16 protein-coding genes, 1 tRNA gene and 1 pseudogene are annotated in these 19010 nt (G+C 72.6%); 5 read left to right on the forward strand and 13 right to left on the reverse strand.

Going from position 1 to position 19010, the window contains the following annotated elements:
- Positions 1-26: 26 nt before the first annotated feature.
- Genes ehuA through ehuB form a run of 4 tightly spaced genes read right to left on the reverse strand, consistent with a single transcriptional unit; the run spans position 27 to position 3151 of the window.
- A complete protein-coding gene (ehuA, locus tag AB0I82_RS32480; RefSeq protein ID WP_363261041.1) occupies positions 27-842 on the reverse strand; it encodes an ectoine/hydroxyectoine ABC transporter ATP-binding protein EhuA in 816 nt (271 codons plus the stop codon).
- A complete protein-coding gene (gene ehuD / locus AB0I82_RS32485; RefSeq protein ID WP_363261042.1) occupies positions 832-1482 on the reverse strand; it encodes an ectoine/hydroxyectoine ABC transporter permease subunit EhuD in 651 nt (216 codons plus the stop codon). The genes ehuA and ehuD overlap by 11 nt, the downstream gene beginning before the upstream one ends.
- Positions 1479-2234, reverse strand: a complete 756-nt coding sequence (gene ehuC / locus AB0I82_RS32490) for an ectoine/hydroxyectoine ABC transporter permease subunit EhuC (protein WP_363261043.1) — start codon at positions 2232-2234, stop codon at positions 1479-1481. The genes ehuD and ehuC overlap by 4 nt, the downstream gene beginning before the upstream one ends.
- Positions 2231-3151, reverse strand: a complete 921-nt coding sequence (gene ehuB, locus AB0I82_RS32495; protein WP_363261044.1) for an ectoine/hydroxyectoine ABC transporter substrate-binding protein EhuB — start codon at positions 3149-3151, stop codon at positions 2231-2233. Before ehuB ends, ehuC begins: the two co-directional genes overlap by 4 nt.
- 282 nt (positions 3152-3433) lie before the next feature.
- Between ehuB and AB0I82_RS32500 the strand changes: the two genes are divergently transcribed.
- Entirely contained in the window at positions 3434-3955 is a 522-nt protein-coding gene (locus AB0I82_RS32500) for a DUF3830 family protein (protein WP_363261045.1), read from the forward strand.
- Between the two features lie 3 nt (positions 3956-3958).
- On the opposite strand, the gene AB0I82_RS32505 is transcribed toward AB0I82_RS32500, so the two are convergent.
- Together AB0I82_RS32505 and AB0I82_RS32510 are read right to left on the reverse strand one after the other, a co-directional pair.
- Positions 3959-5380 (reverse strand): amidase, encoded by a 1422-nt coding sequence (locus AB0I82_RS32505; protein WP_363261046.1) that lies wholly within the window; start codon positions 5378-5380, stop codon positions 3959-3961.
- Between the two features lie 93 nt (positions 5381-5473).
- On the reverse strand, positions 5474-6439 hold the full coding sequence (locus AB0I82_RS32510; RefSeq protein ID WP_363261047.1) for a D-2-hydroxyacid dehydrogenase: 966 nt from the start codon (positions 6437-6439) through the stop codon (positions 5474-5476).
- 198 nt (positions 6440-6637) lie between these two features.
- Between AB0I82_RS32510 and AB0I82_RS32515 the strand changes: the two genes are divergently transcribed.
- The 3 genes from AB0I82_RS32515 to AB0I82_RS32525 all read left to right on the forward strand — a co-directional run bounded on the left by AB0I82_RS32515 (position 6638) and on the right by AB0I82_RS32525 (position 9615).
- Positions 6638-7531 (forward strand): decarboxylase, encoded by an 894-nt coding sequence (locus AB0I82_RS32515; RefSeq protein WP_363261048.1) that lies wholly within the window; start codon positions 6638-6640, stop codon positions 7529-7531.
- 85 nt (positions 7532-7616) lie between these two features.
- Complete coding sequence (locus AB0I82_RS32520) at positions 7617-8345, forward strand: decarboxylase (protein WP_363261049.1); 729 nt, start codon at positions 7617-7619, stop codon at positions 8343-8345.
- 190 nt (positions 8346-8535) lie between these two features.
- On the forward strand, positions 8536-9615 hold the full coding sequence (locus tag AB0I82_RS32525) for an LLM class flavin-dependent oxidoreductase (protein ID WP_363261164.1): 1080 nt from the start codon (positions 8536-8538) through the stop codon (positions 9613-9615).
- A 37-nt stretch (positions 9616-9652) separates the two neighbouring features.
- Here the strand turns inward: AB0I82_RS32525 and AB0I82_RS32530 are convergent, their stop codons facing one another.
- Complete coding sequence (locus tag AB0I82_RS32530) at positions 9653-11566, reverse strand: EAL domain-containing protein (protein ID WP_363261050.1); 1914 nt, start codon at positions 11564-11566, stop codon at positions 9653-9655.
- Between the two features lie 341 nt (positions 11567-11907).
- On the opposite strand from AB0I82_RS32530, the gene AB0I82_RS32535 reads away from it, so the two are divergent.
- A complete protein-coding gene (locus AB0I82_RS32535) occupies positions 11908-13119 on the forward strand; it encodes a M6 family metalloprotease domain-containing protein (protein WP_363261051.1) in 1212 nt (403 codons plus the stop codon).
- 78 nt (positions 13120-13197) lie between these two features.
- Here the strand turns inward: AB0I82_RS32535 and AB0I82_RS32540 are convergent.
- The 6 genes and pseudogenes from AB0I82_RS32540 to AB0I82_RS32565 all read right to left on the reverse strand — a co-directional run bounded on the left by AB0I82_RS32540 (position 13198) and on the right by AB0I82_RS32565 (position 18833).
- Positions 13198-13271 (reverse strand) — tRNA-Lys (locus AB0I82_RS32540).
- A 109-nt stretch (positions 13272-13380) separates the two neighbouring features.
- Positions 13381-13977, reverse strand: a complete 597-nt coding sequence (locus AB0I82_RS32545; RefSeq protein ID WP_363261052.1) for a bifunctional DNA primase/polymerase — start codon at positions 13975-13977, stop codon at positions 13381-13383.
- Between the two features lie 127 nt (positions 13978-14104).
- Positions 14105-14488, reverse strand: coding sequence for a hypothetical protein (locus AB0I82_RS32550; RefSeq protein WP_363261053.1), 384 nt, complete (start codon positions 14486-14488; stop codon positions 14105-14107).
- A gap of 81 nt (positions 14489-14569) precedes the next feature.
- Positions 14570-15928, reverse strand: a complete 1359-nt coding sequence (locus AB0I82_RS32555) for an AAA domain-containing protein (RefSeq protein WP_363261054.1) — start codon at positions 15926-15928, stop codon at positions 14570-14572.
- A gap of 176 nt (positions 15929-16104) precedes the next feature.
- A pseudogene (locus AB0I82_RS32560) lies at positions 16105-17592 on the reverse strand (hypothetical protein); the annotation flags it as partial.
- Positions 17583-18833, reverse strand: a complete 1251-nt coding sequence (locus AB0I82_RS32565) for a hypothetical protein (RefSeq protein WP_363261165.1) — start codon at positions 18831-18833, stop codon at positions 17583-17585. The pseudogene AB0I82_RS32560 and the gene AB0I82_RS32565, both read right to left, overlap by 10 nt.
- Positions 18834-19010 lie beyond the last annotated feature (177 nt).

Here is a 19010-nt window from a genome sequence, read left to right on the forward strand (position 1 = left end):
GGCGGCGGGCCGAGGGCCGTTGAGAGTCAGAGCACCGCGCTCAGGAACTCCCGCGTCCGCTCGTGCTCCGGCTCCGTGAAGATCTTCTCCGGCGGCCCGGATTCGATGACCCGGCCCGAGTCGAACATCAGGACGTCATCGGAGATGTCCCGCGCGAAGTTCATCTCGTGCGTCACGCAGAGCATGGTGATGTCGGTCGTGTGCGCGATGTCCCGCAGTACGTCCAGGACGCCGGCCACCAGCTCCGGGTCGAGCGCGGAGGTGACCTCGTCCAGGAGCAGCACCTGCGGCCGCATGGCCAGGGCGCGCGCGATGGCGACCCGCTGCTGCTGGCCGCCGGAGAGCTGGGTGGGGTACTTGTCCACGTGCTCGGTCAGGCCGACCAGGTCCAGCAGTTCGTGGGCGCGCTCCTCGGCCGCCTCCTTGGGCATGCCCAGCACGTGCACCGGCGCCTCGGTGACGTTGCGCAGCACCTTCATGTTGGGGAAGAGGTTGAACTGCTGGAAGACCATGCCGATGTTCTTGCGCACCTCGCGGGTGTGCTTCTCGCCGGCCGGGACGAGCTTGTCGCCCTTCTTCTCGTGGGTGAGGTACTCCCCGCCCACCCGGATCGTGCCCTCGTCCGGCTTCAGCAGCGTCATCAGCAGCCGCAGGATCGTGGTCTTGCCGGACCCGGACGGGCCGATGAGGGTGACGTGCTTGCCCGAGGAGACCGTGAAGTCCAGCGAGTCCAGGACCGTGTTGGTCCCGAAGCGCTTGGTGACGTGGTCGAAGCGGATCAGCTCGCTGCCGTCCACCGCCGGGTTGGCCGTTTCTTTCGAGGTGTTGCTGTCAGCGGACAAGACGACGCTCCAGGGCTCGCAGGAGAAGGGAAGCCGGGTAGGCGATGACGATGAAGGCGAGGCCGACGACCGTGTAGGGCTCGATGGTCTGGAAGGTCTGCGAGGAGAACTGGCGGGCCTCGCCCAGCATCTCCAGCACGCCGATCACGAAGATCATCGGCGTGTCCTTCAGCATCGCGACGACGTAGTTGCCCAGTGCCGGGACGACGCGGCGGATCGCCTGCGGCAGGATCACCGCGCCCCAGGTCCGCATGCGCGGCAGGCTGAGCGCGGTCGCCGCCTCCCACTGGCCCACCGGGACGCCGTCGATGCCGGCGCGGTAGACCTCGGCGGTGTACGTCGAGTAGTGCAGGCCGAGGCCGATCACGCCGGTGGTCAGTGCCGAGAGCGTGATCCCCCACTCGGGCAGCACGTAGTAGAGGAAGAAGAGCTGGACGAGAAGAGGGGTGTTACGGATGAACTCGGTGACTCCCACCACCGGCCAGCGCACCACGGCGTGCTCGGAGCGCTGCGCCATGGCCCAGAACAGCCCGAGGACGAAGGCGATCAGCGAGCCGAGCGCCAGGGCCTCCAGGGTGACCAGGAGGCCGTGCAAGAACATCGGCATGAAGTCGCCGACCGCGTTCCAGTTCCAGTTCACTGGCCGGCACCTCCCGCCGGGGCCGCGCCGGAGCGCGTGATGTCGCCGACCTGGCCGGCGCTCAGCTTGCTGCGCAGGCCCTCACGCTTCGTGGGGGTCTGGCCGATCCCGGCCTTGGCCTGCCGCTCCACGACCCGCATCCCGCGCGTCAGCAGGAAGGCGAGGATGAAGTACATGACCAGGATGATCGTGTAGACGGGGGCGCTCTGGCCGGTGGCGTTGCGGACCAGCGAGGCGCCGAAGGCGATGTCGGCCACGCCCATGATCGAGACCAGGGCCGTGCCCTTGAGCAGCTCGATCAGCAGGTTGTTGAACGGCGGGACCATCTCCGGCCAGGCCTGCGGCAGGATGATCTTCCGCAGCTGCTGGGCGGGGCTGAAGCTGAGCGCGATGCCCGCCTCGCGCTGGGCGGGAGCGACGGCGTTCACGGCGCCGCGGACGACCTCCGAGCCGTACGCGCCGTAGCTCAGACCGAGGGCGAGGGTGGCGGCCCACATGGGGACCAGCTGCCAGCCGAAGCCGATCGGCAGGACGAAGAAGATCCAGAACATCAGGATCAGCGCGGACGTGCCGCGGAAGACCTCGAAGTACGCGCCGGAGAGGAAGCGCACGATCCACAGCCGGTGGGTACGGGCCAGCCCGATGACGAAGGCGACCACGGCGGCGAGTGCGGCGCTGAAGACCGTCAGCTGAACGGTGATCCAGACGCCGTAGAGGAGGAGTTCCCACAAACCCCAGCTGATTTCGCTCATGGCTTGCACTTCTCCTTAGCGGTGATGGTCGTCATCTGCTCCTTCGTGAAGCCGAAGGGCCGCATGACGTCCAGGAGTTCGCCGCTCTTCTTCATCTTGTGCAGCTCGCGGTTGAAAGCGTCCCGGAGATGCGTCTCCGGGCTGCGGAAGGCGAAGCCGCCGACGTCGATGACCGGCTTTCCGTCCATGTACGGCGTGACTTCCCCGGTGGCCTCCGCCTTCGTCGTCTCGGTCTCGCGCACGACGTTCCGCACGGTCACCGCGGTGCCGGCGAACACGTCGATGCGGCCCTGCTCGACCGCGAGCAGCCCGGCGAGCGCGTCCGGCAGGGTCGTGATGTGCTTGACCCCGGCCTCCTTGGCGTAATCGATCTCCGCGAAGCCGACGCCGGTGGCCATGTGGGCGCCGGTCCTGGCGATGTCCTTGTAGTTGCGCAGGTTCTTCGGATTCCCCTTCGGCACGATGAAGGCATCGAGCATCTGGTATTCGGGATCGGCGAAAATCACCTGCTCGCAGCGTTCCGGATTGATGTACATTCCGGCCGCCACGACATCGAACTGGAGGGAATTCAGCCCGGTGATCAGCGAGCCGAATTCCGTGGCGAACGGCTGGACGCTCGGCACGCCCAGCCGCTTGAAGATCCGCTCGGCGATGGCCGGCGCCGAGCCGGTCATCTTCCCGTCCTTCCCGATGTAGCTGTACGGCTGCTCGCCCGCCAGGCCCAGCCGTACGGCGCCCTTGGCGCGCAGCTGCTCCAGCAGGTGCCCGCCGTCTCCGGTGTCGGCCGTCGAGACCCGGCTGCAGGCGCTCGTCGCGCCCATCGCGCCCGCCGCGCCGAGCGCCGCCACCCCCGCGAGCAGCGTGCGGCGTCGGAGGCCGTTTCCGGAACTTCGCCTGATTTCTTTGGTGTTCCCCATTGGTGGAGCCATGGGCGCGCGACTACCCGAAGGCCGCGTACCTATGCCGATCGTTTCCGGCCCTTGATGCTTCCGGTACCGAAGGGAAGGTACACGGAGTTGCGCGGGAGACATACGCGTAACAACAGCTATGTATGGGGCGGTTGGGGCGGGAGGGAAATGACTTCTCCCGCGTCGCCCGGGGAAGTCTCCGGGGACGCCCTACGCTCGGGGTGCCGGGTGATACATCACCAATGACCGGCAATGACCGGTAAGCATGGTAATCAACCAAGAGGGGTCATCATGGCCGACCGCTTCATCGAGGTCTCCCTGGACAAGCGCGGCGTGCGCTGCACGGCCAAGCTGCTCGACGACCGCGCGCCCGTCACCTGCGCCGCCGTCTGGGACGCGCTCCCGCTCGGCGGCGACGTCTACCACGCCAAGTACGCCCGCAACGAGATCTACGCCCTGGTGCCGCCCTTCGCCCCCGAGGAGCCGCCGCTGGAGAACCCCACGATCACCCCTATCCCCGGCGACCTGTGCTACTTCACCTTCACCGACACCCAGCTGGCCACCTCCTCGTACGGATACGAGGCGGCGGCCGAGCGGCAGGGCGCGAAGGCCGCGCACGCCGAGCGCGCCACCGTCGTCGACCTCGCGCTCTTCTACGAGCGCAACAACCTGCTGATCAACGGTGACGCGGGCTGGGTCCCGGGCATCGTCTGGGGCTCCGTCGTGGACGGCCTGGACCGGATGGCCGACGCCTGCCAGGACCTCTGGCGGGCCGGCGCGATCGGCGAGACGCTCAGCTTCCGCCGGGCGTAGTGCTCAGCTCCCGTCGGGCGCGGCGATGAGCGCCGGGGCCGGGATGTCCGCCACCCCGGTCCCGTACAGGGCGTGCGCGGCGCGCAGTACCAGCGCGTCCGCGTGCCGCGCGCCGACCAGCTGCACCCCGATCGGCAGCCCGTCGCCGTCCACGCCGCACGGCAGCGACGCGGCGGGCTGCTGCGTCATGTTGAAGGGGTACGTGAACGGCGTCCAGCCGGTCCAGCGCTCGTGCCCCGACCCCTTCGGCACCTCCACGCCCGCCTCGAAGGCCGTGATCGGCTCGGTCGGCGTGACGAGCAGGTCGTACGTCTCGTGGAACCGCCCCATCTGCCGTCCGAGCGCCATCCGTACGTCCATCGCCGCCAGATAGTCCAGCGCGCTGTAGCGCGCGCCCTGCTCGCAGACCGTGCGCAGCGCCGGCTCCAGCAGCTCGCGCGCCTCCTCCCCGAGCGGCTGCACGACCCGGGCGATCCCGCTGAACCACAGGGTGTGGAACGCCTCCACGGGGTCCTCGATCTTCGGGTCGACCTCCTCCACGTGCGCGCCCAGCTCCGCCAGCTTGTCCACGGCCCGCCGGACCGCCGCGGCGACCTCGGGACGTACGGGCACGTCCCAGCCGAGCGTCGGGCTGTACGCCACCCGCAGCCCGGCCACCGGACCCGAGAGCTGCTCCACGAACGAGCCGGACACCGGGCCGAGCTGCGACCAGTCCCGCCAGTCCGGGCCGGAGATCGCGTCCATCAGCAGCGCCGCGTCCGCCGCATCCTTCGTCATCGGCCCGACGTGGGCCAGCGTCCCGAACGGGCTGGAGGGATACATCGGCACCCGCCCGTACGTCGGCTTCAGCGCGAAGACGCCGCAGAAGGAGGCGGGGATGCGGACCGAGCCGCCGCCGTCCGTCCCCAGGCTCAGCGGCCCGGCGCCCAGCGCCACCGCCGCCGCGCCGCCCCCGCTGGAGCCGCCCGCGGTGCGCTGCGGGTCGTACGGATTGCCGGTGATCCCGTGGAGCGGGCTGTCGGTGACGCCCTTCCAGGCGAACTCGGGCGTGGTGGTCTTCCCGATGAAGACCGCGCCCTGCTCCCGCAGCCGGGCGACCGAGGGCGCGTCCTCGTCCCACGCCTGGTTCGCGCGCACGGTCCGCGAGCCGCGCAGCGTCGGGCCGCCGCGCATCAGGATGATGTCCTTCACGGTGACCGGTACGCCGTCCAGCGGCCCGGCCGGGGTGCCGGCGCGCAGGCGTTCCTCGGACTCCTTCGCGGCGGCCAGCGCCTCGTCGGCCTCCAGCCGGGTGAAGGCGTTGACGTGCGGCTGCACCCGCTCCGCCCGTTCCAGCGCGGCCCGCACCGCCTCGACCGGAGAGAACTCGCCGGCCGCGTAACCGGCCGAGAGCCGCAGTGCTGTGAGATCCGCCAGTTGAGTCATCAAACCCTCCATCGGGGGAGTGGAGCGTGCGGAATTCCCGTCCCCGGCGGGTGGCCGGGCGCGGGCGGCGGGGCGCGCTGCAGTACGGACGGGCTACTGCACCGGCACGTACCCCAGCCGCTTGTCGACGACGTTCAGCAGCGGCTCGCCGGCCGCCCAGCGGTCGTAGTTGTCCACGAACTGCTCGGCGAGCGCGTCCCGCCAGCCGAGGGTGTCCCCGCACATGTGCGGCGAGATGATCAGGTGCGGGACGTCCCAGAGCGGGCTGTCGGTGTCCAGCGGCTCCTGCTGGAAGACGTCCAGCGCGGCGGCCGCGATTCCCCAGCCCCGGAGCGCCTCGACCAGATCCTTTTCGATCACCATCGGCCCGCGTCCGACATTGATGAATCGGGCCGATTCCTTCATCCGGCCGAACGCCCGCCGGTCGAAAAGGCCGCGGGTCTCCTCGGTGAGCGGCGCGGCGCACACCACCCAGTCGGCGGTCGGCAGCAGTCCGTCCAGCGCGTCGCTGGCATGCACCAGTCCGAACTGTGGATCATCCGGCCGCTCCCGGCGTCCGACCAGGTCGACCTTGATTCCGAGCGCCTTCAGGGTCTGCCCGATGGCCCGCCCGATCGGCCCGGAACCGACGACGACGGCCCGCGATCCGGCCACCCGCAGCGTTTCCCTGTGCTGCCACCGGCGCTGCCGCTGGAGTTCCCAACTGCCATAAAAATCCTTGGCCATCGCGATCACCAAACCGGCGACGTACTCCGCGATCGGTTGCTCGAATACGCCCCGCGCATTGGTCACAACGGTCTCGTCCTCGATCAGCCCGGGGCACAGCAGCCGGTCCACGCCGGCGCTCGCGGTGTGCACCCAGGCGGGCCGCGGGCCGCCGGCGGCCCAGGCGTCGCGGATGGCGTCGGAGGTGAAATCCCAGGCCAAGAGCACATCGGCGGTGGGAAGTTGACCGGCCAGCGTGGTCTCGTCCGCGAAGATCACTTTGGCGCGGCCGGACAGTCTGTCGAGCTTCGGCGGTGGGTCGGAGCCAAGGACAAGGACGGTGTTTTCGGTCATGGGCCAGAAACCGTTCTGAAACGAGTGCCCCTTTAAATGAAGGAGGCGCCGACAGATGCCTGAGATGCGAGGATTGACCACGCTAAGAAGTCGTATCTACCGTGTCAACAACGGCTCTGTCCCGACGTCCCGGCTTGTGCCGGCAGTTTCATTATCCCTGGCCAATGGCCTAGCCCTTCGTTCTTCTAGGGGCCATTCATGGACGTCTCTTTTCTCGGGGGCCCGCAGCCCCAGTGTGGCGTGGGCGTCGTCGCGCCCTTCGACTTCGCGCTCGACCGTGAGCTGTGGCGCTGGGTACCCGACGACGTGTCCCTGCACCTCACCCGCACCCCTTTCGTACCGGTCGAGGTCTCGCTCGACCTCGCCCGGATGGTCAGTGAGCACGAAACGCTCCGGGAGGCGGTCCAGGCGCTGTCCGCGGTCTCGCCGCGGGTGGTCTCCTATGCCTGCACCTCGGGCAGTTTCGTCGGCGGCGTGGCGGGCGAGCGCGCCATGTGCGCCGCCATGCAGCAGGCCGGTGAGGTGCCCTCGATGACCACCTCGGGGGCGCTGCTGGACGCGCTGTGCGAGATCGGCGCGCGGCGGGTCGCCCTGGTCACGCCGTACACCAAATCCGTCACCGACTCCCTGGAGGAGTATCTGGCAGAAGCCGGCATCACGGTCACGGGCCGCGCCTACCTGGGCCTGACCCGGCACATCTGGAAGGTGCCCTACCGCGACGTGGTCGACATGGCGCGGCAGGCGGTGGTGGGCGCGACCGACGCGCTCTTCATCAGCTGCACCAACCTCCCGACGTACGACGTGATCCCGCAGCTGGAGGCCGAGCTGCGGATGCCCGTCCTGTCGGCCAACCAGGTCACCATGTGGGGCGCGCTGCGTGCCATCGGCAGCCACGCGGTAGGCCCGTACCAGGCGCTGCTCGACCCCGTCGCGAGACGCGGCCCCGCGGCGCTGTCCGGATCGCCGGACGCCGTGCCGCACCACCGGCAGGAGCCCGAGGCGGCCTTCGCCGGGCCGCCCGCGGCGCCGGAGGCCGAGGCGGTCGAGGGGCTCGACGCCCCGCCCTTTCCGGACGATACGTACGACGCCTGACGGCCTCTCGGCCGCAGGCGCGTACGCCGGCTGAACAGCACGTCGCTCCGTACCCCCGCACCCGCACCACGGATGGGAGATCTGCATGGCCACGGTCGGCTTCCTCTACCCCGGCTACTCCGCCGAGGACGACTACCCCCGTATCGAGTCCCTCCTGGGCGCCGGCGTCCGGCTGCCGCTCGTCCATACCGACATCGGTGAGGACGCGCACCGAGTGGACGCCCTGCTCGAAATGGGATCGGCGGCGAGGCTGGCCGCCGGGGTCGCCGACCTGAAGGACCAGGGTGCGGAGGCCGTCGTGTGGTCCTGCACGAGCGCCAGCTTCGTCTTCGGCTGGGAGGGCGCGCAGGAGCAGGTCCGGGAGCTGTCGGCCACCGCCGGGCTGCCCGCCTCCAGTACCTCCTTCGCCTTCGCGCGGGCCATCCAGGCGCTGGGTGCCGAGCGGGTGGCGATCGCGGCGACCTATCCGGAGGACGTGGCCGAGTACTTCCACGCCTTCCTGAAGTCCGCCGGTACGGAGGTCGTCTCGACCTGCGGCAGCGGCATCATTACCGCCGCCGAGGTGGGGACGTGGGGGCTGGACGAGGTACTGCACCTCGCCCGTACGGGCGACCATCCGGACGCCGAGGTGGTCCTGCTGCCCGACACCGCGCTGCACACCGCGGCGTACCTCCCCGCTGTGGAGGAGGCGCTGCGCAAGCCGGTACTCACCGCCAACCAGGTCACCGTGTGGGAGGGCCTGCGACTGCTGGACCGCGAGATCGTCCGGCCGGAGCTGGGCACCCTCTTCGCGGGGCCGCGGCGGGAGGGCTGACCGGAGACCGGCGGGGCCTACCGGGCCCCGCGAACCGGCCGCCGGGAATAACCGGAGTTCTACTCCGGTTGGTCGCGGGGAAGACCCGCAACCTAGGAGGACCCGCACCGTGAGCGGCCACCACGACGACAGCCGGGGCCCGGCCCCTGAGCCCGACCGGGCCTCCGGCACGCCCGCCACCGACGACGAGATCCGGGGCACGGCGCACGGCACCGCACCCGTACCGCTGTCCGTACTGGACCTGCTCACCGTCGGCGCCGGCAACACCGCCACCGATGCGCTGCGCACCGCCGCCGCCATCGCACAGACCGCCGAGCGCCGCGGCTACCACCGTTACTGGGTCGCCGAGCACCACTCCATGCCCGGCGTCGCCTCCTCTTCACCGGCCGTCATCCTGGCCCACCTGGCCGCGCAGACCGAGTCCATCCGGCTCGGCTCCGGCGGCGTGATGCTGCCCAACCACGCTCCGCTGGTGATCGCCGAGCAGTTCGGCACCCTCGAAGCGATGGCCCCCGGCCGCGTCGACCTCGGCCTCGGCCGCGCGCCCGGCACGGACGGCGCCACCGCCGCCGCGCTGCGTCGCACCGAACGGCTCAACGAAGGCGCCGACGATTTCCCGCAGCAGCTCGCCGAGCTGCTCCGCTTCCTGGACGACGACTTCCCCGACGGGCACCCCTATGCCCGGATTCACGCCGTACCGGGTCCCGTCCAGGCCACCTCGCCCGGCGGCGTGCAGTCCGCGCACCGCCCGCCGGTCTGGCTGCTCGGCTCCTCCGGCTTCAGCGCCCGGCTCGCCGCCCAGCTCGGCCTGCCGTTCGCCTTCGCGCACCACTTCTCCGCGCAGAACACCATCCCCGCGCTGGACCTGTACCGCGAGACCTTCCGCCCGTCGGCCGTGCTGGACGAGCCGTACGCGCTGATCGGCGTCGGGGCGCTGGCGAGCGAGACCGAGGCGGAGGCCCGGCGCCAGGTGCTGGCCGGGGCGCTGTCCATGATCCGGCTGCGCACCGGCCGGCCCGGTCTGGTGCCCACGCCGGAGGAGGCGGAGAGCCACCCGTACAGCATGGTCGAGGAGGACTTCGTCGAGAGCTGGCTCGGCAACGTCGTGTACGGCACGCCCGACGCGGTCCGCCAGGGCCTGGACGACCTCGCCAAGCGCACCGGCGCCAACGAGCTGATGATCACCGCCAACGCCCACGGCGGCGCGGCCCGCCTCCGCTCGTACGAGCTGATCGCGGACGCGTACGGGCTGCCGGGCGCGTCGGCCTAGACGGGGGACGGGGCTGCCGGGGCGGTGACGGGCCCCGTCAGCCCCGGTTCCCCTCTTCGGGGTGTGCCGGGGCCCCTGCCAGCAGTGCCGGGACCCGGTCGGCCGGCAGCGGGCGGGAGTACAGCCAGCCCTGGCCGGTGTCGCAGCCGATGCGGCGCAGCCGTGCGGCCTGCTCGGCGTTCTCCACGCACTCCGCCGTGACCGTCAGACCCAGCCGGTGCGCCAGCGCGACCAGCGCCTCCACGATCGTCTCGTCCGCCGGGTTCGGATGCTCCTCGGAGCGGAAGCCGCGGACGAAGGAGCCGTCCAGTTTCAGTACGGAGACCGGCAGCCGGCTGAGGTACGCGAGGTTGGAGTAGCCCGTGCCGAAGTCGTCGATGGCGATGCGGACGCCCATGTCGCTGAGCGCCTGCAGTGCTTGGAGGGGGCGGCCCGCCGAGCCCATCACGGCTGACTCGGTCAGTTCGAGTTGGAGGAGGTCGGGCGCCAGTCCGGTCTCGGCCAGGATGCCCGCCACGTCCGCGACCAGGTCGGAGTCCCAGACCTGACGGACGGCCACGTTCACGCTCACGAAGAGCGGCGGCTCCTCGGGGCGCGCGAGCTGCCAGGCGCGCGCCTGGTGGCAGGCGCGCTCCAGGACCCAGCGGCCCAGCTCGACGATCGCGCCGTTCTCCTCGGCCAATCCGATGAACCGATTCGGCGGAAGTGTCCCGAACTGTGGATGCCGCCACCGTACGAGCGCCTCCACGCCCTGCGCCCGGCCGTCGCCGAGCCCCACCAGCGGCTGGTACTCCAGCGTGAACTCGCCGCGGTCGACGGCCGGGCGCAGCGTGCTGGAGAGCGCCTGCCGGGTCATCCGGTGCGCGTTGCGCTCCGGGTCGAAGAGCGTCCAGCGGGCCTTGCCGTCCGCCTTCGCCCAGTACAGCGTTGTGTCGGCGGCCTGCATCAGGCCCGTCGCCGTCGTGCCGGCCGCGGCCCGCTCGACCACTCCGATGCTCGCCGACACCGACAGCCGCTGGCCCGCCAGGTCGAACGGGCGCTGCAGCGCGTCCAGTACGGACTGCGCCAGGTCGGCCAGCTGTTCGGTACCGGTGGAGTCCTCGACCAGCAGCGCGAACTCGTCGCCGCCCAGCCGGGCCACGAGCTGCCCGCCGCGCCCGGCCCGGCCGGAGGGGCGCTCGCCGCAGCGGGTCAGCCGCTGTGCCACGGCGCCCAGCAGCCGGTCGCCGACGCGGTGCCCGAGCGTGTCATTGACCGCCTTGAAGCCGTCCAGGTCGAGGTAGCACAGGCCGATCCGGCCCGTGCCGCCCCGGTCGTACGTCGCCGACTCCAGGGCCGCGGCCAGCCGCTCGAAGAACAGGGCGCGGTTGGGCAGTCGGGTCACCGGGTCGTGCATCTGGAGGTGGCGCAGCCGGGCCTGCAGGTCGTGCCGGTCGCTGACGTCCGTGACCGAGAGCAGGACCCGGTCCCCGCCGGGCAGCGGCTCGACGCTCACCTCGGCCCAGAGGGAGTGGCCCTCGGGGTGCTTCAGGCGGCGGGTGCAGCGCAGCCGGTCGCTGCGGCCCGCGAGCACATCGCGGTACGCGGTCCAGATGTGCGGGTCGCCCCCCAGGTCGGTGAGGTCGGCGGCGGAGGCGGTGATGAGCTCGCGCGGATCCTTGCCCAGCAGCTCGCCGAAGGCGGGGTTGGCGGCGGTCACCAGCCCGTCGCGGCCGAGGACGGCCATCGGCAGCCGGGCGGCCTCGAAGGCGGCGCGGTAGCCGCCGGGGGAGACGCGGAGGGGAGCGGGGGCGGTGCCGGAGGGCGTTCCCGGGGCGTCGTCCGGGGCGGCGGTGTGCTCGGCGCCCGTAGGCGCGTCCCCTTCGCATTCGTTGGCCGCTTCGTCACCCTCCGTGACCGAGGGCAGTGTCGCTCCGGGCGCGCGGCTCGTGCCGTCGGAGTGTCCGCTCACTGCTCGCTCCCGCTGGCGCTGGTCCGGTCGGTCGATCTCGGGGAAGGGGAATCCGCGGTGTAAGTGTGGCGATCATAGAGGTTTCCCGGACGGCCTAGCCAGCAACACCACCGTGATGATCGGCATCGATGACAGATGTTTGGTGGTTTCTGTGCGCGCCTGTTCGACGCTCGTTTCCGACCGATCGATTGTGACGTTCCGTGATCACGGAGCGGTGCGCGGCTGTCACTCAACTGGCCCCATGGAACAGGACGAACCCCAACGAACCGCCACAGGGTGGATGGGGTGTTCCGAATCCGTTCCGGGAGGTCGATGTGCCGCACTCCCAGACACTCCAGGGGGTGGACCGCGGACGGCTGCGGCGGTTCGCCGCGATCGCCACCTCGCTGGTCGCCCTGGTCGCCACCTCCCTCGTCGCCGCCCCCGCCACCGCCTCCGAAGCCACCCTCTCCTGCGCCCTGCCGCGCGCCGACGTCCACCACTCCGAGGGCCTGGACTCCTGGAACGGCACCTACGCGCGCCCCGTGCGCACCCTCGACGCCGTCATGGTCTTCCTGTCCTTCCCCGACGCGCGGCCGCACGTCGCCCCCCGCCGGCTCGCCACGGAGTACTTCCCCGCCACCACCCGCTTCTTCGACACGGCCTCGTACGGCAGGTTCCGGCTGCGCCCGCACGTCCAGCGGCACTGGGTGAAGATGCCGCGCACGTCCACCGCGTACGGGATACAGCGCGACTGGGACGCCGCGGGGCGCAGCGCGTACCTCGACGACGCGGTGGCGGCGGCCGACGCGGAGATCGACTTCGGCCGGTACGACATGGTCTACCTGGTCGCCGACCCGGACGCGCCCGGCGTCGACTCGGATGCGACCAAGGTCGTCAACCTCGACCAGCCGCTGACGGCGGACGGCGCCCCGCTGCACCGTTTCGTCACGGTCTTCGAGAACAACCCGCCCGACCACAACGTCCTCGCCCACGAGACCGGCCACGTCTTCGACCTGCCGGACCTCTACCACCGGCCGGCCGACGGCATGGGCGACTGGGACACGTACGTGGGGGACTGGGACCTCATGGGCAGCCAGTTCGGGATGGCTCCCGAGCCCTTCGCCTGGCACAAGTGGAAGCTCGGCTGGCTCTCCGACCGCCACGTCGACTGCATCCCCACGACCGGGAGCGCGGTGCGCACGCTGCATCCCCTCTCCGCGCCCATGCGCCCCGGCGACCGGCAGCGGTCACGACTGCTCGTGGCCCGGACAGGGGAGGAGGGCGCGATCGCCGTGGAAGTACGGAACGCGGCCGGCAACGACCGCGGCATCTGCCGCGAGGGCGTGCTCGTCTACCGCATCCGCAGCGCCACGCCCTCCAGCGAGGGTCCGGTGCAGGTGGTCGACGGCCACCCGCACACCTCGGCCTGCTGGGGCGCCTCGGTCCACCCGCCGCTCGCGGACGCGCCGCTGAGCGTCGGCGAGAGCGTGGACGCGGGGGACGGCGTACGAGTGGCGGTCACGGGCCGGACATCGGCGGGCGACTGGACGGTCAAGGTCACGCGCGAGTGAGCGGATGGCGGGCTGTTCCGCATACGACTCCGCATACGACGAAGGCCCTCACCGGAGTGAGGGCCTTCGTCTTGTCTGTGCGCCGCCAGGGACTCGAACCCCGGACCCGCTGATTAAGAGTCAGCTGCTCTAACCAACTGAGCTAGCGGCGCCTGCTGACGTGGAAACCTTAGCACCCTGATCGGGGAGGGCAAAAATCGATTCGCCGCTGGTGATCGACTCGGCTCCGGGGGCGCAACGGGGCCGCTCGGGGGCGTGCGCTCAGGGGCGGGCGCCGGCGCCCGTCGCGGCCGGGCGTACGGCGTCGGGTGCGGCGGGACTCTCCGAGGGGGCCGTGCGGGCCGCTCGTACGCACGCCCACAGCAGCACGTCCGGGCCGGGCAGCCAGGGATCCCGTACGTCGGGCGCGACCAGCCAGCGGGAGGACGGCGGCGGGGCGTCCGGCGCGGTCCGCCCGGGGTGCAGCGGCGGGATGCTCACCGCGTCCCCCGCGCCGTGGCACAGCAGCGGCGGCATCGACCGCGCCCACTCCTCCCAGGAGAGCAGCGCCGGCAGCCGCTGGGCGGTGCCGCGCGCGGCGAACAGCAGCAGCCGCCCGCGGTGTATCGCGACGGGCCCGGAGCCGGGGCCCGCGGCCCATAAGCAGTCGGCCATCCGGCGGCCGAAGAGGGCGGGGACATTGATCACGTCGAAGACGGTGCCGCAGGGCAGCACGCTCGGTGCCGTGGGACGGGTGGCCCACAGGTGGTGCATCCGGCGGGGGTGCGGACTCGCCGAGGCGAGCCAGTCGGCGCCGGCGAGCGTGACGAAGGACGCGGGGTGGCGGTCGGGGGCCGGGGGCTGGGGCCAGTCGCTCATGACGTCAGGTCTACCGGTAGAGGAGGTTCCGTTTCTGTGAATTGCCGGAAAACGGGACACGGGAGAGTGAGACGGAGTATCTTCCGACCCGCATATGCCAACGGCCCATGGTCACCGGTGGGCCGGGCTAGCCGATCTCGTCCGGGTGGGTGCCGCCGTCCCGCAGCAGCGAGCGGCCGAACTCCACCATCTTGCGGGCGTAGTCCTCGGTCCAGCCGGCCCGCTCCGCGAGCACCGCCAGCGGCAGCCGGTCGAACCGCCGCGGATCGGCGAGCTGCGCCGCCGCCACCGCCTGGTACTCCGTCGCCCGGTCGGCCGCCGCGCGGAAGGCGAGCGCCAGCTCCGTGGAGCGGGACAGCAGCTCGCGCGGATCCTCGATCGACTCCAGGTCGAAGAAGTGCTCGGGGTCCGCCGTGGCTTCGGGCGGCTCGAACAGCAGCGGCGCCGGTTTCAGACGCCGGGGCGCGGGGGCCGCACCGCGCGGATCAGGAGCCGACTGCGGCTCGGACATGTACCTACCTCCAGAATCGTCTGCCGCGTCCCATTGTCCCGCGCCGCGCAAGTACGCCCCGGACAGCCGTGACCCCCGCCGCTACGGCCGCCACGGCACCCGGTGCTCCGCCAGATGTGCCAGCACGGCGTGGTTCGCCTCCCAGCCGTCCGGGAACTTCACCGTGACGCCGAGCTGGACCGGCTCCGTGGACGGGTGCTCGTCCAGGAGCTGGGTCACGCCCTCGCGGCATACGACGATGCAGGCGTGGCGGTGCCGGGAGGCCAGTACGCACAGGCGGCCCGTCTCCAGGTGGAAGGCCGTCGCGTCCGGGCGGCCGGACAGCGGGTGCAGGACGACGGTGACGTCGAACTCGCGGCCCTGGAGGCGGTTCGCCGTGTCCACCGCGACGCCCGTGACGCCCAGCCCGGACAGCGCGGCGCGCACCGCCGCCGCCTGGTCACGGTGGGCCGTGCCGACCGCTATCCGGTCGGCCGTCAGCGGCGCCGGGTCGGGCCCGCGCTCGCTGACCGTCGCGCCGCCGCGGTCCAGCAGCCGCCGCACCACCCGGGCCACGGCCTGCACCGCCTCGGGGTCGGTGCGCGGCGTATGGCGCGCGGGCAGTTCGAGGAAGCCCCAGCCGGTCTCCGCCGCCTCGTCCACCACCCGGTCCACCGCCGAGCCGTCCGACGGTACGCCCAGCGTCAGCCGCCGGTCGCCGTAGCCGGTGCCGCTGCGGAACGGGGTGTACGGATAGAACGCGTGCGACACCAGGGGCGCCGCCGACGCGGGCAGCCGCCAGGACACCGGGAGGCGGTGCTGCGGGAGGTCCGGATTGTGCGCGAGGAGGGTCGAGACCGCGCTCGCCGACGGGTCGTACGACAGCCCCGCCCACTGGTCGGCGCCGACCACGCTGAACGGGTCCAGCTGGCCCGGATCGCCGACGAAGAGAGCCCGCTCGAACAGCCCCGCCACAGTGAGCAGCGCGTCGGAGCGCATCTGATACGCCTCGTCCACGATCGCGTGCGGCCAGGGCTCGTCCACCTTCGTGTAGGCCCACTTCGCCGCGGTCGCGACGACGATCGGGAGGCCCTTGAGGTCGGCGATCTTCGCGGCCGTACGGACGGAGGGGACGTCCTCCAGGGCCGGGTCGTAGGCGCCGGGCTCGCTGCTGTGCAGCCGGCCGACGGGCAGCTCGGGGTCCTTCTCGGCCAGCCGCAGCACCAGGTCGTCGACCTGCGCGTTCGTCTGCGCGACGATCATCAGCGGGCGTCCCGCCGCGGCCAGCTCGCGCGCGGCGCGCACCACGAGCGTGGACTTGCCCGCGCCCGGCGGCGAGTCCACGACGACGCCGCGCCGGTCGCCGTGCAGCGTGTCGCGCAGGATCGCCTCGGTCGCGGCGGTGGCCGCGGCACCCGGGTCGAACGCCGTACCGGCCGGCGCGGGAATTCCGCGGCTCACAGGAAGTCCTCCGCGGTCACGGGGTCGGGGTCGGGGAGCGGGGCGGCGGCGGGCGCGGGGGCCTGCGCGGGCGTGAGCGCGGGATCGTGCGCGGGCGCGGGATCGTGCGCGGGTGTGGATGCCGCGGCCTGCGCCGGGACAGTCGTACCGCCGTTACCGCCCTCGCCGCTGCCCGGTGGCGGCCCGCCGTGCGTCCACGGCGTGTCCTCCGGATCGGGCAGCTCGGGGCCGCCGCGCGGCGCGTGCTCGAAGAGCGTCCAGCACACCCGGTCGCCCTTCTCCGGCACCGAGCCGGGCTCCGGCGTCTTCCCCCGCCCCATGCCGCCGGTCAGCCGCACGACCAGCGTTCCCGGCTGCTCCGGTACGTACGCCACGAACTCCGCGGTCTGCGTCTTCCCGCCGTCCAGCGGGCGGTACAGCTTCGCCCGCTCCTCCAGCTGCGGCCGGTCGCCCGTGCGCAGCGTGACCAGCGGCCGGGGCATCGGCCGCTTGCCCTCGGACATCGCCATCTCCACCTCGGTCACCTCCCCCTCCAGCGCCTCGCCCCGGAGCCGCCGCCCGGCCATCGCCAGCGGGTCGTCCAGCGCCTCCTGCGCGTCCAGCTGGGCCTGCGCCGTCTCCCGGGAGGCGAGCTTCTGCGCGGCCGTGACCGCGTCGTCCAGCCGGGGCTGCGGCGGCTCGCCGGACCGCACCCGGTCCCGATGCGCGGTGTAGGACCAGCGGTCCCGCCGCCAGCGGTCGGCCACCCGCGCCCCCTCGGGCAGCGCGCGCAGCAGACCGACGCCGCGCCACACCGCGTCCCAGGTCGGCCGCAGCACGCTCGCCACCAGCGCGTCGAACTCCTCGCGCGCGCCGGGCAGTCCGGCGTCGTACCGCGCGATGGCCGGCGCGAGCAGGCCGTTGTCGAACGCCGGGTCCGTCGCGGGCCCGGCCGGCGGGCACAGCAGCTGCCCGGCCGCGTCCCGGGCGGTCTCGGCACGCAGCGCCGCGTCCTGCCCCGACTCGCCCTCCGGCGGATCGATCCAGGCGAGCAGCGCGCCCAGATGCTGGTCCTCGGCGAGGCTCTGGCCGGTCGCCCAATGCCGGGACAGCAGTCCGGTCATCGGCAGCAGCAGGCTCGCACCGGGCACCCGGGCCCGCTCCCCGAAGTGCGTGAGCCAGCGGCCCAGCAGCGGGACGTGCGGCGGCGCGGGATGCGGGGTGTCCGGGTCCTGCTCGGCCGTCCGCCGGAAGCGCATGGACCGGCCCAGCAGCCGTACGAAGTCCACGCCCGCCGCGCTCGGCACGATCACCTGCGGCGCGTCCGCGCACAGCTCCGTCTCGACCGTGACCCGCTTGCCGGTCTGCGGGTCGGTCTCCTTGCGCTCGGCGGGCTCGACCGCGTCGGCGAAGGAGTCCACGTACGGCAGGACGGCGGCGGCCAGCTCGGCGAAGAACGCGAACCGCAGGTCACGGTCGCGCGGCTGCGGCACGGTCAGCAGCAGCGGCGCCTCGGGGCCCGTGCCGACCAGCGCACCGAGCGGCGCACCGGTCTCGCCGGCGGTCGTCAGCGGGACGAACACCAGGGGGCGCGGGGAGAGATGGCGGTGCCGTACGGTCGCCAGCGGCGTGGCCCGGCCCGCCGCCACGGCCTCCATCCTGGCCAGCACGTTGATCAGCGACATTCCGCCTCCTCCCGGGGCGCCGGGGCCTGCGCCGGTACGGGAGCGGAGGCCGCGGCCAGCGCTTCGGCGCGCAGGGCAGCGGCGCGGCGCAACGCCTCGGCCGCGGGATCGTCGTCCACGGGGGCGTCGTCTGCGGCGTACGTACCGGTCGGGTCCGGGGGCGTCCGCTCGCCGTCCCCCGAGGCCGCCGCCAGTACCTCGCCGACCGTACGCAACCCGCCCAGCTCACCGCGCACGCCCCGGCCCAGCGACTCCACCAGCCCGGCCTCACGGGCCCGGCCGCGGCAGTGGAAGGCCAGCTCGCACGCGGCCAGGCACTCCGGTGCGTACGCAGCACTGACCGACTCCACGGCCTCGGTCAGCTCCTCGGCCGGGCGGGTCGCGGTCTTCCCGTCGTCCGCGAGGCGCAGGTCGAAGGTGGTGTCCTCGGGGAGCGCGGCGGCCAGCTCGTCGACCCGGGTGAGCCGGGCCAACTGGCGACGCGTCGTGGCCAACTGCTTGCGCAGGTCCACCGGGGCGGCCGCCGGGAGGTTCGAGAAGTCCTTGGGGCAGACCAGCAGGGCGCGGTCGCCGACCCGCGGCGCCCGCTCCGCGCCCTCGGGATCGTGCCGCGCCACCTGCTCGGCGATCTGCTCCAGCGCGAGGGCGTACACCGCCGACTGGCGGGCCGCCGCGCCCACCTTGGCCGTGTCGGCCGTCCCGTCGATCATCGGGAACGACTTGATCTCGATGACGCTCCACAGCCCGTCCGGGCGGACGACCACGGCGTCCGGCTCCAAGTACGCCGGCGAACCGGCCACGTCCAGCGCGAGCATCGGATGGTCCAGGAGCGTCCAGCCGCCGCGCGCGGCGGCCTCGCGCAGCGCCAGCGCCGTCCGCGCGGCGCGCCCCTGCGGACCGGCCGCCGACAGGTCGGGCGTGACCGCGGCGCCGGGCTCCGGGGCCTCCGCACCGCCCCCGAGATGCTCGGCGGCCAGCCGGATCAGCTCGGCGCCGCCGTCGGCCTTGACCCGCGCCTCGAAGGAATGGCCGCGCGCTATCGCGAACTGGGACTGCCCGAAGGGCGCCGGTGAGCCGAGCGCCCGGGCGAGCGCGGCCTTGTCCACGCCCGCGCCGTCCAGCAGCGCGCGGCGCCGGCAGCCGGGGTTGGCGGCCAGCGCGGCGAGCGCCCTGGCGTCCAGCGGACGGGGCGGTACGCCGGGGCCGCGCAGCTCGGCCAGGCGGGTGCGCAGCCCGGCCACCGGCCGCGGCCGCGCCTCGCGCGCCGCCGCCGGCCCGGGCCGACTGTCGCGGAATTCGTTCACCTGCGGAAGTCTCCCATCCACCACCGACATTCGCGCGAAGACCAGGCGCACCACCGCACGCACGGACAACGATCACGCCACACGCAGCTCGGAGTGGCGCCTCCAGGGGCCCGC

This window comes from Streptomyces sp. NPDC050315, assembly GCF_040655775.1.
Taxonomy (GTDB): Bacteria; Actinomycetota; Actinomycetes; order Streptomycetales; family Streptomycetaceae; genus Streptomyces.

Bases quoted from the DNA above. Each gene is read 5' to 3' on its own strand.
- ehuC (WP_363261043.1), bottom strand. From the start codon at position 2,234: ATGAGCGAAATCAGCTGGGGTTTGTGGGAACTCCTCCTCTACGGCGTC.
- ehuB (WP_363261044.1), bottom strand. From the start codon at position 3,151: ATGGGGAACACCAAAGAAATCAGGCGAAGTTCCGGAAACGGCCTCCGA.
- AB0I82_RS32500 (WP_363261045.1), top strand. From the start codon at position 3,434: ATGGCCGACCGCTTCATCGAGGTCTCCCTGGACAAGCGCGGCGTGCGC.
- AB0I82_RS32505 (WP_363261046.1), bottom strand. From the start codon at position 5,380: ATGACTCAACTGGCGGATCTCACAGCACTGCGGCTCTCGGCCGGTTAC.
- AB0I82_RS32510 (WP_363261047.1), bottom strand. From the start codon at position 6,439: ATGACCGAAAACACCGTCCTTGTCCTTGGCTCCGACCCACCGCCGAAG.
- AB0I82_RS32515 (WP_363261048.1), top strand. From the start codon at position 6,638: ATGGACGTCTCTTTTCTCGGGGGCCCGCAGCCCCAGTGTGGCGTGGGC.
- AB0I82_RS32520 (WP_363261049.1), top strand. From the start codon at position 7,617: ATGGCCACGGTCGGCTTCCTCTACCCCGGCTACTCCGCCGAGGACGAC.
- AB0I82_RS32545 (WP_363261052.1), bottom strand. From the start codon at position 13,977: ATGAGCGACTGGCCCCAGCCCCCGGCCCCCGACCGCCACCCCGCGTCC.
- AB0I82_RS32550 (WP_363261053.1), bottom strand. From the start codon at position 14,488: ATGTCCGAGCCGCAGTCGGCTCCTGATCCGCGCGGTGCGGCCCCCGCG.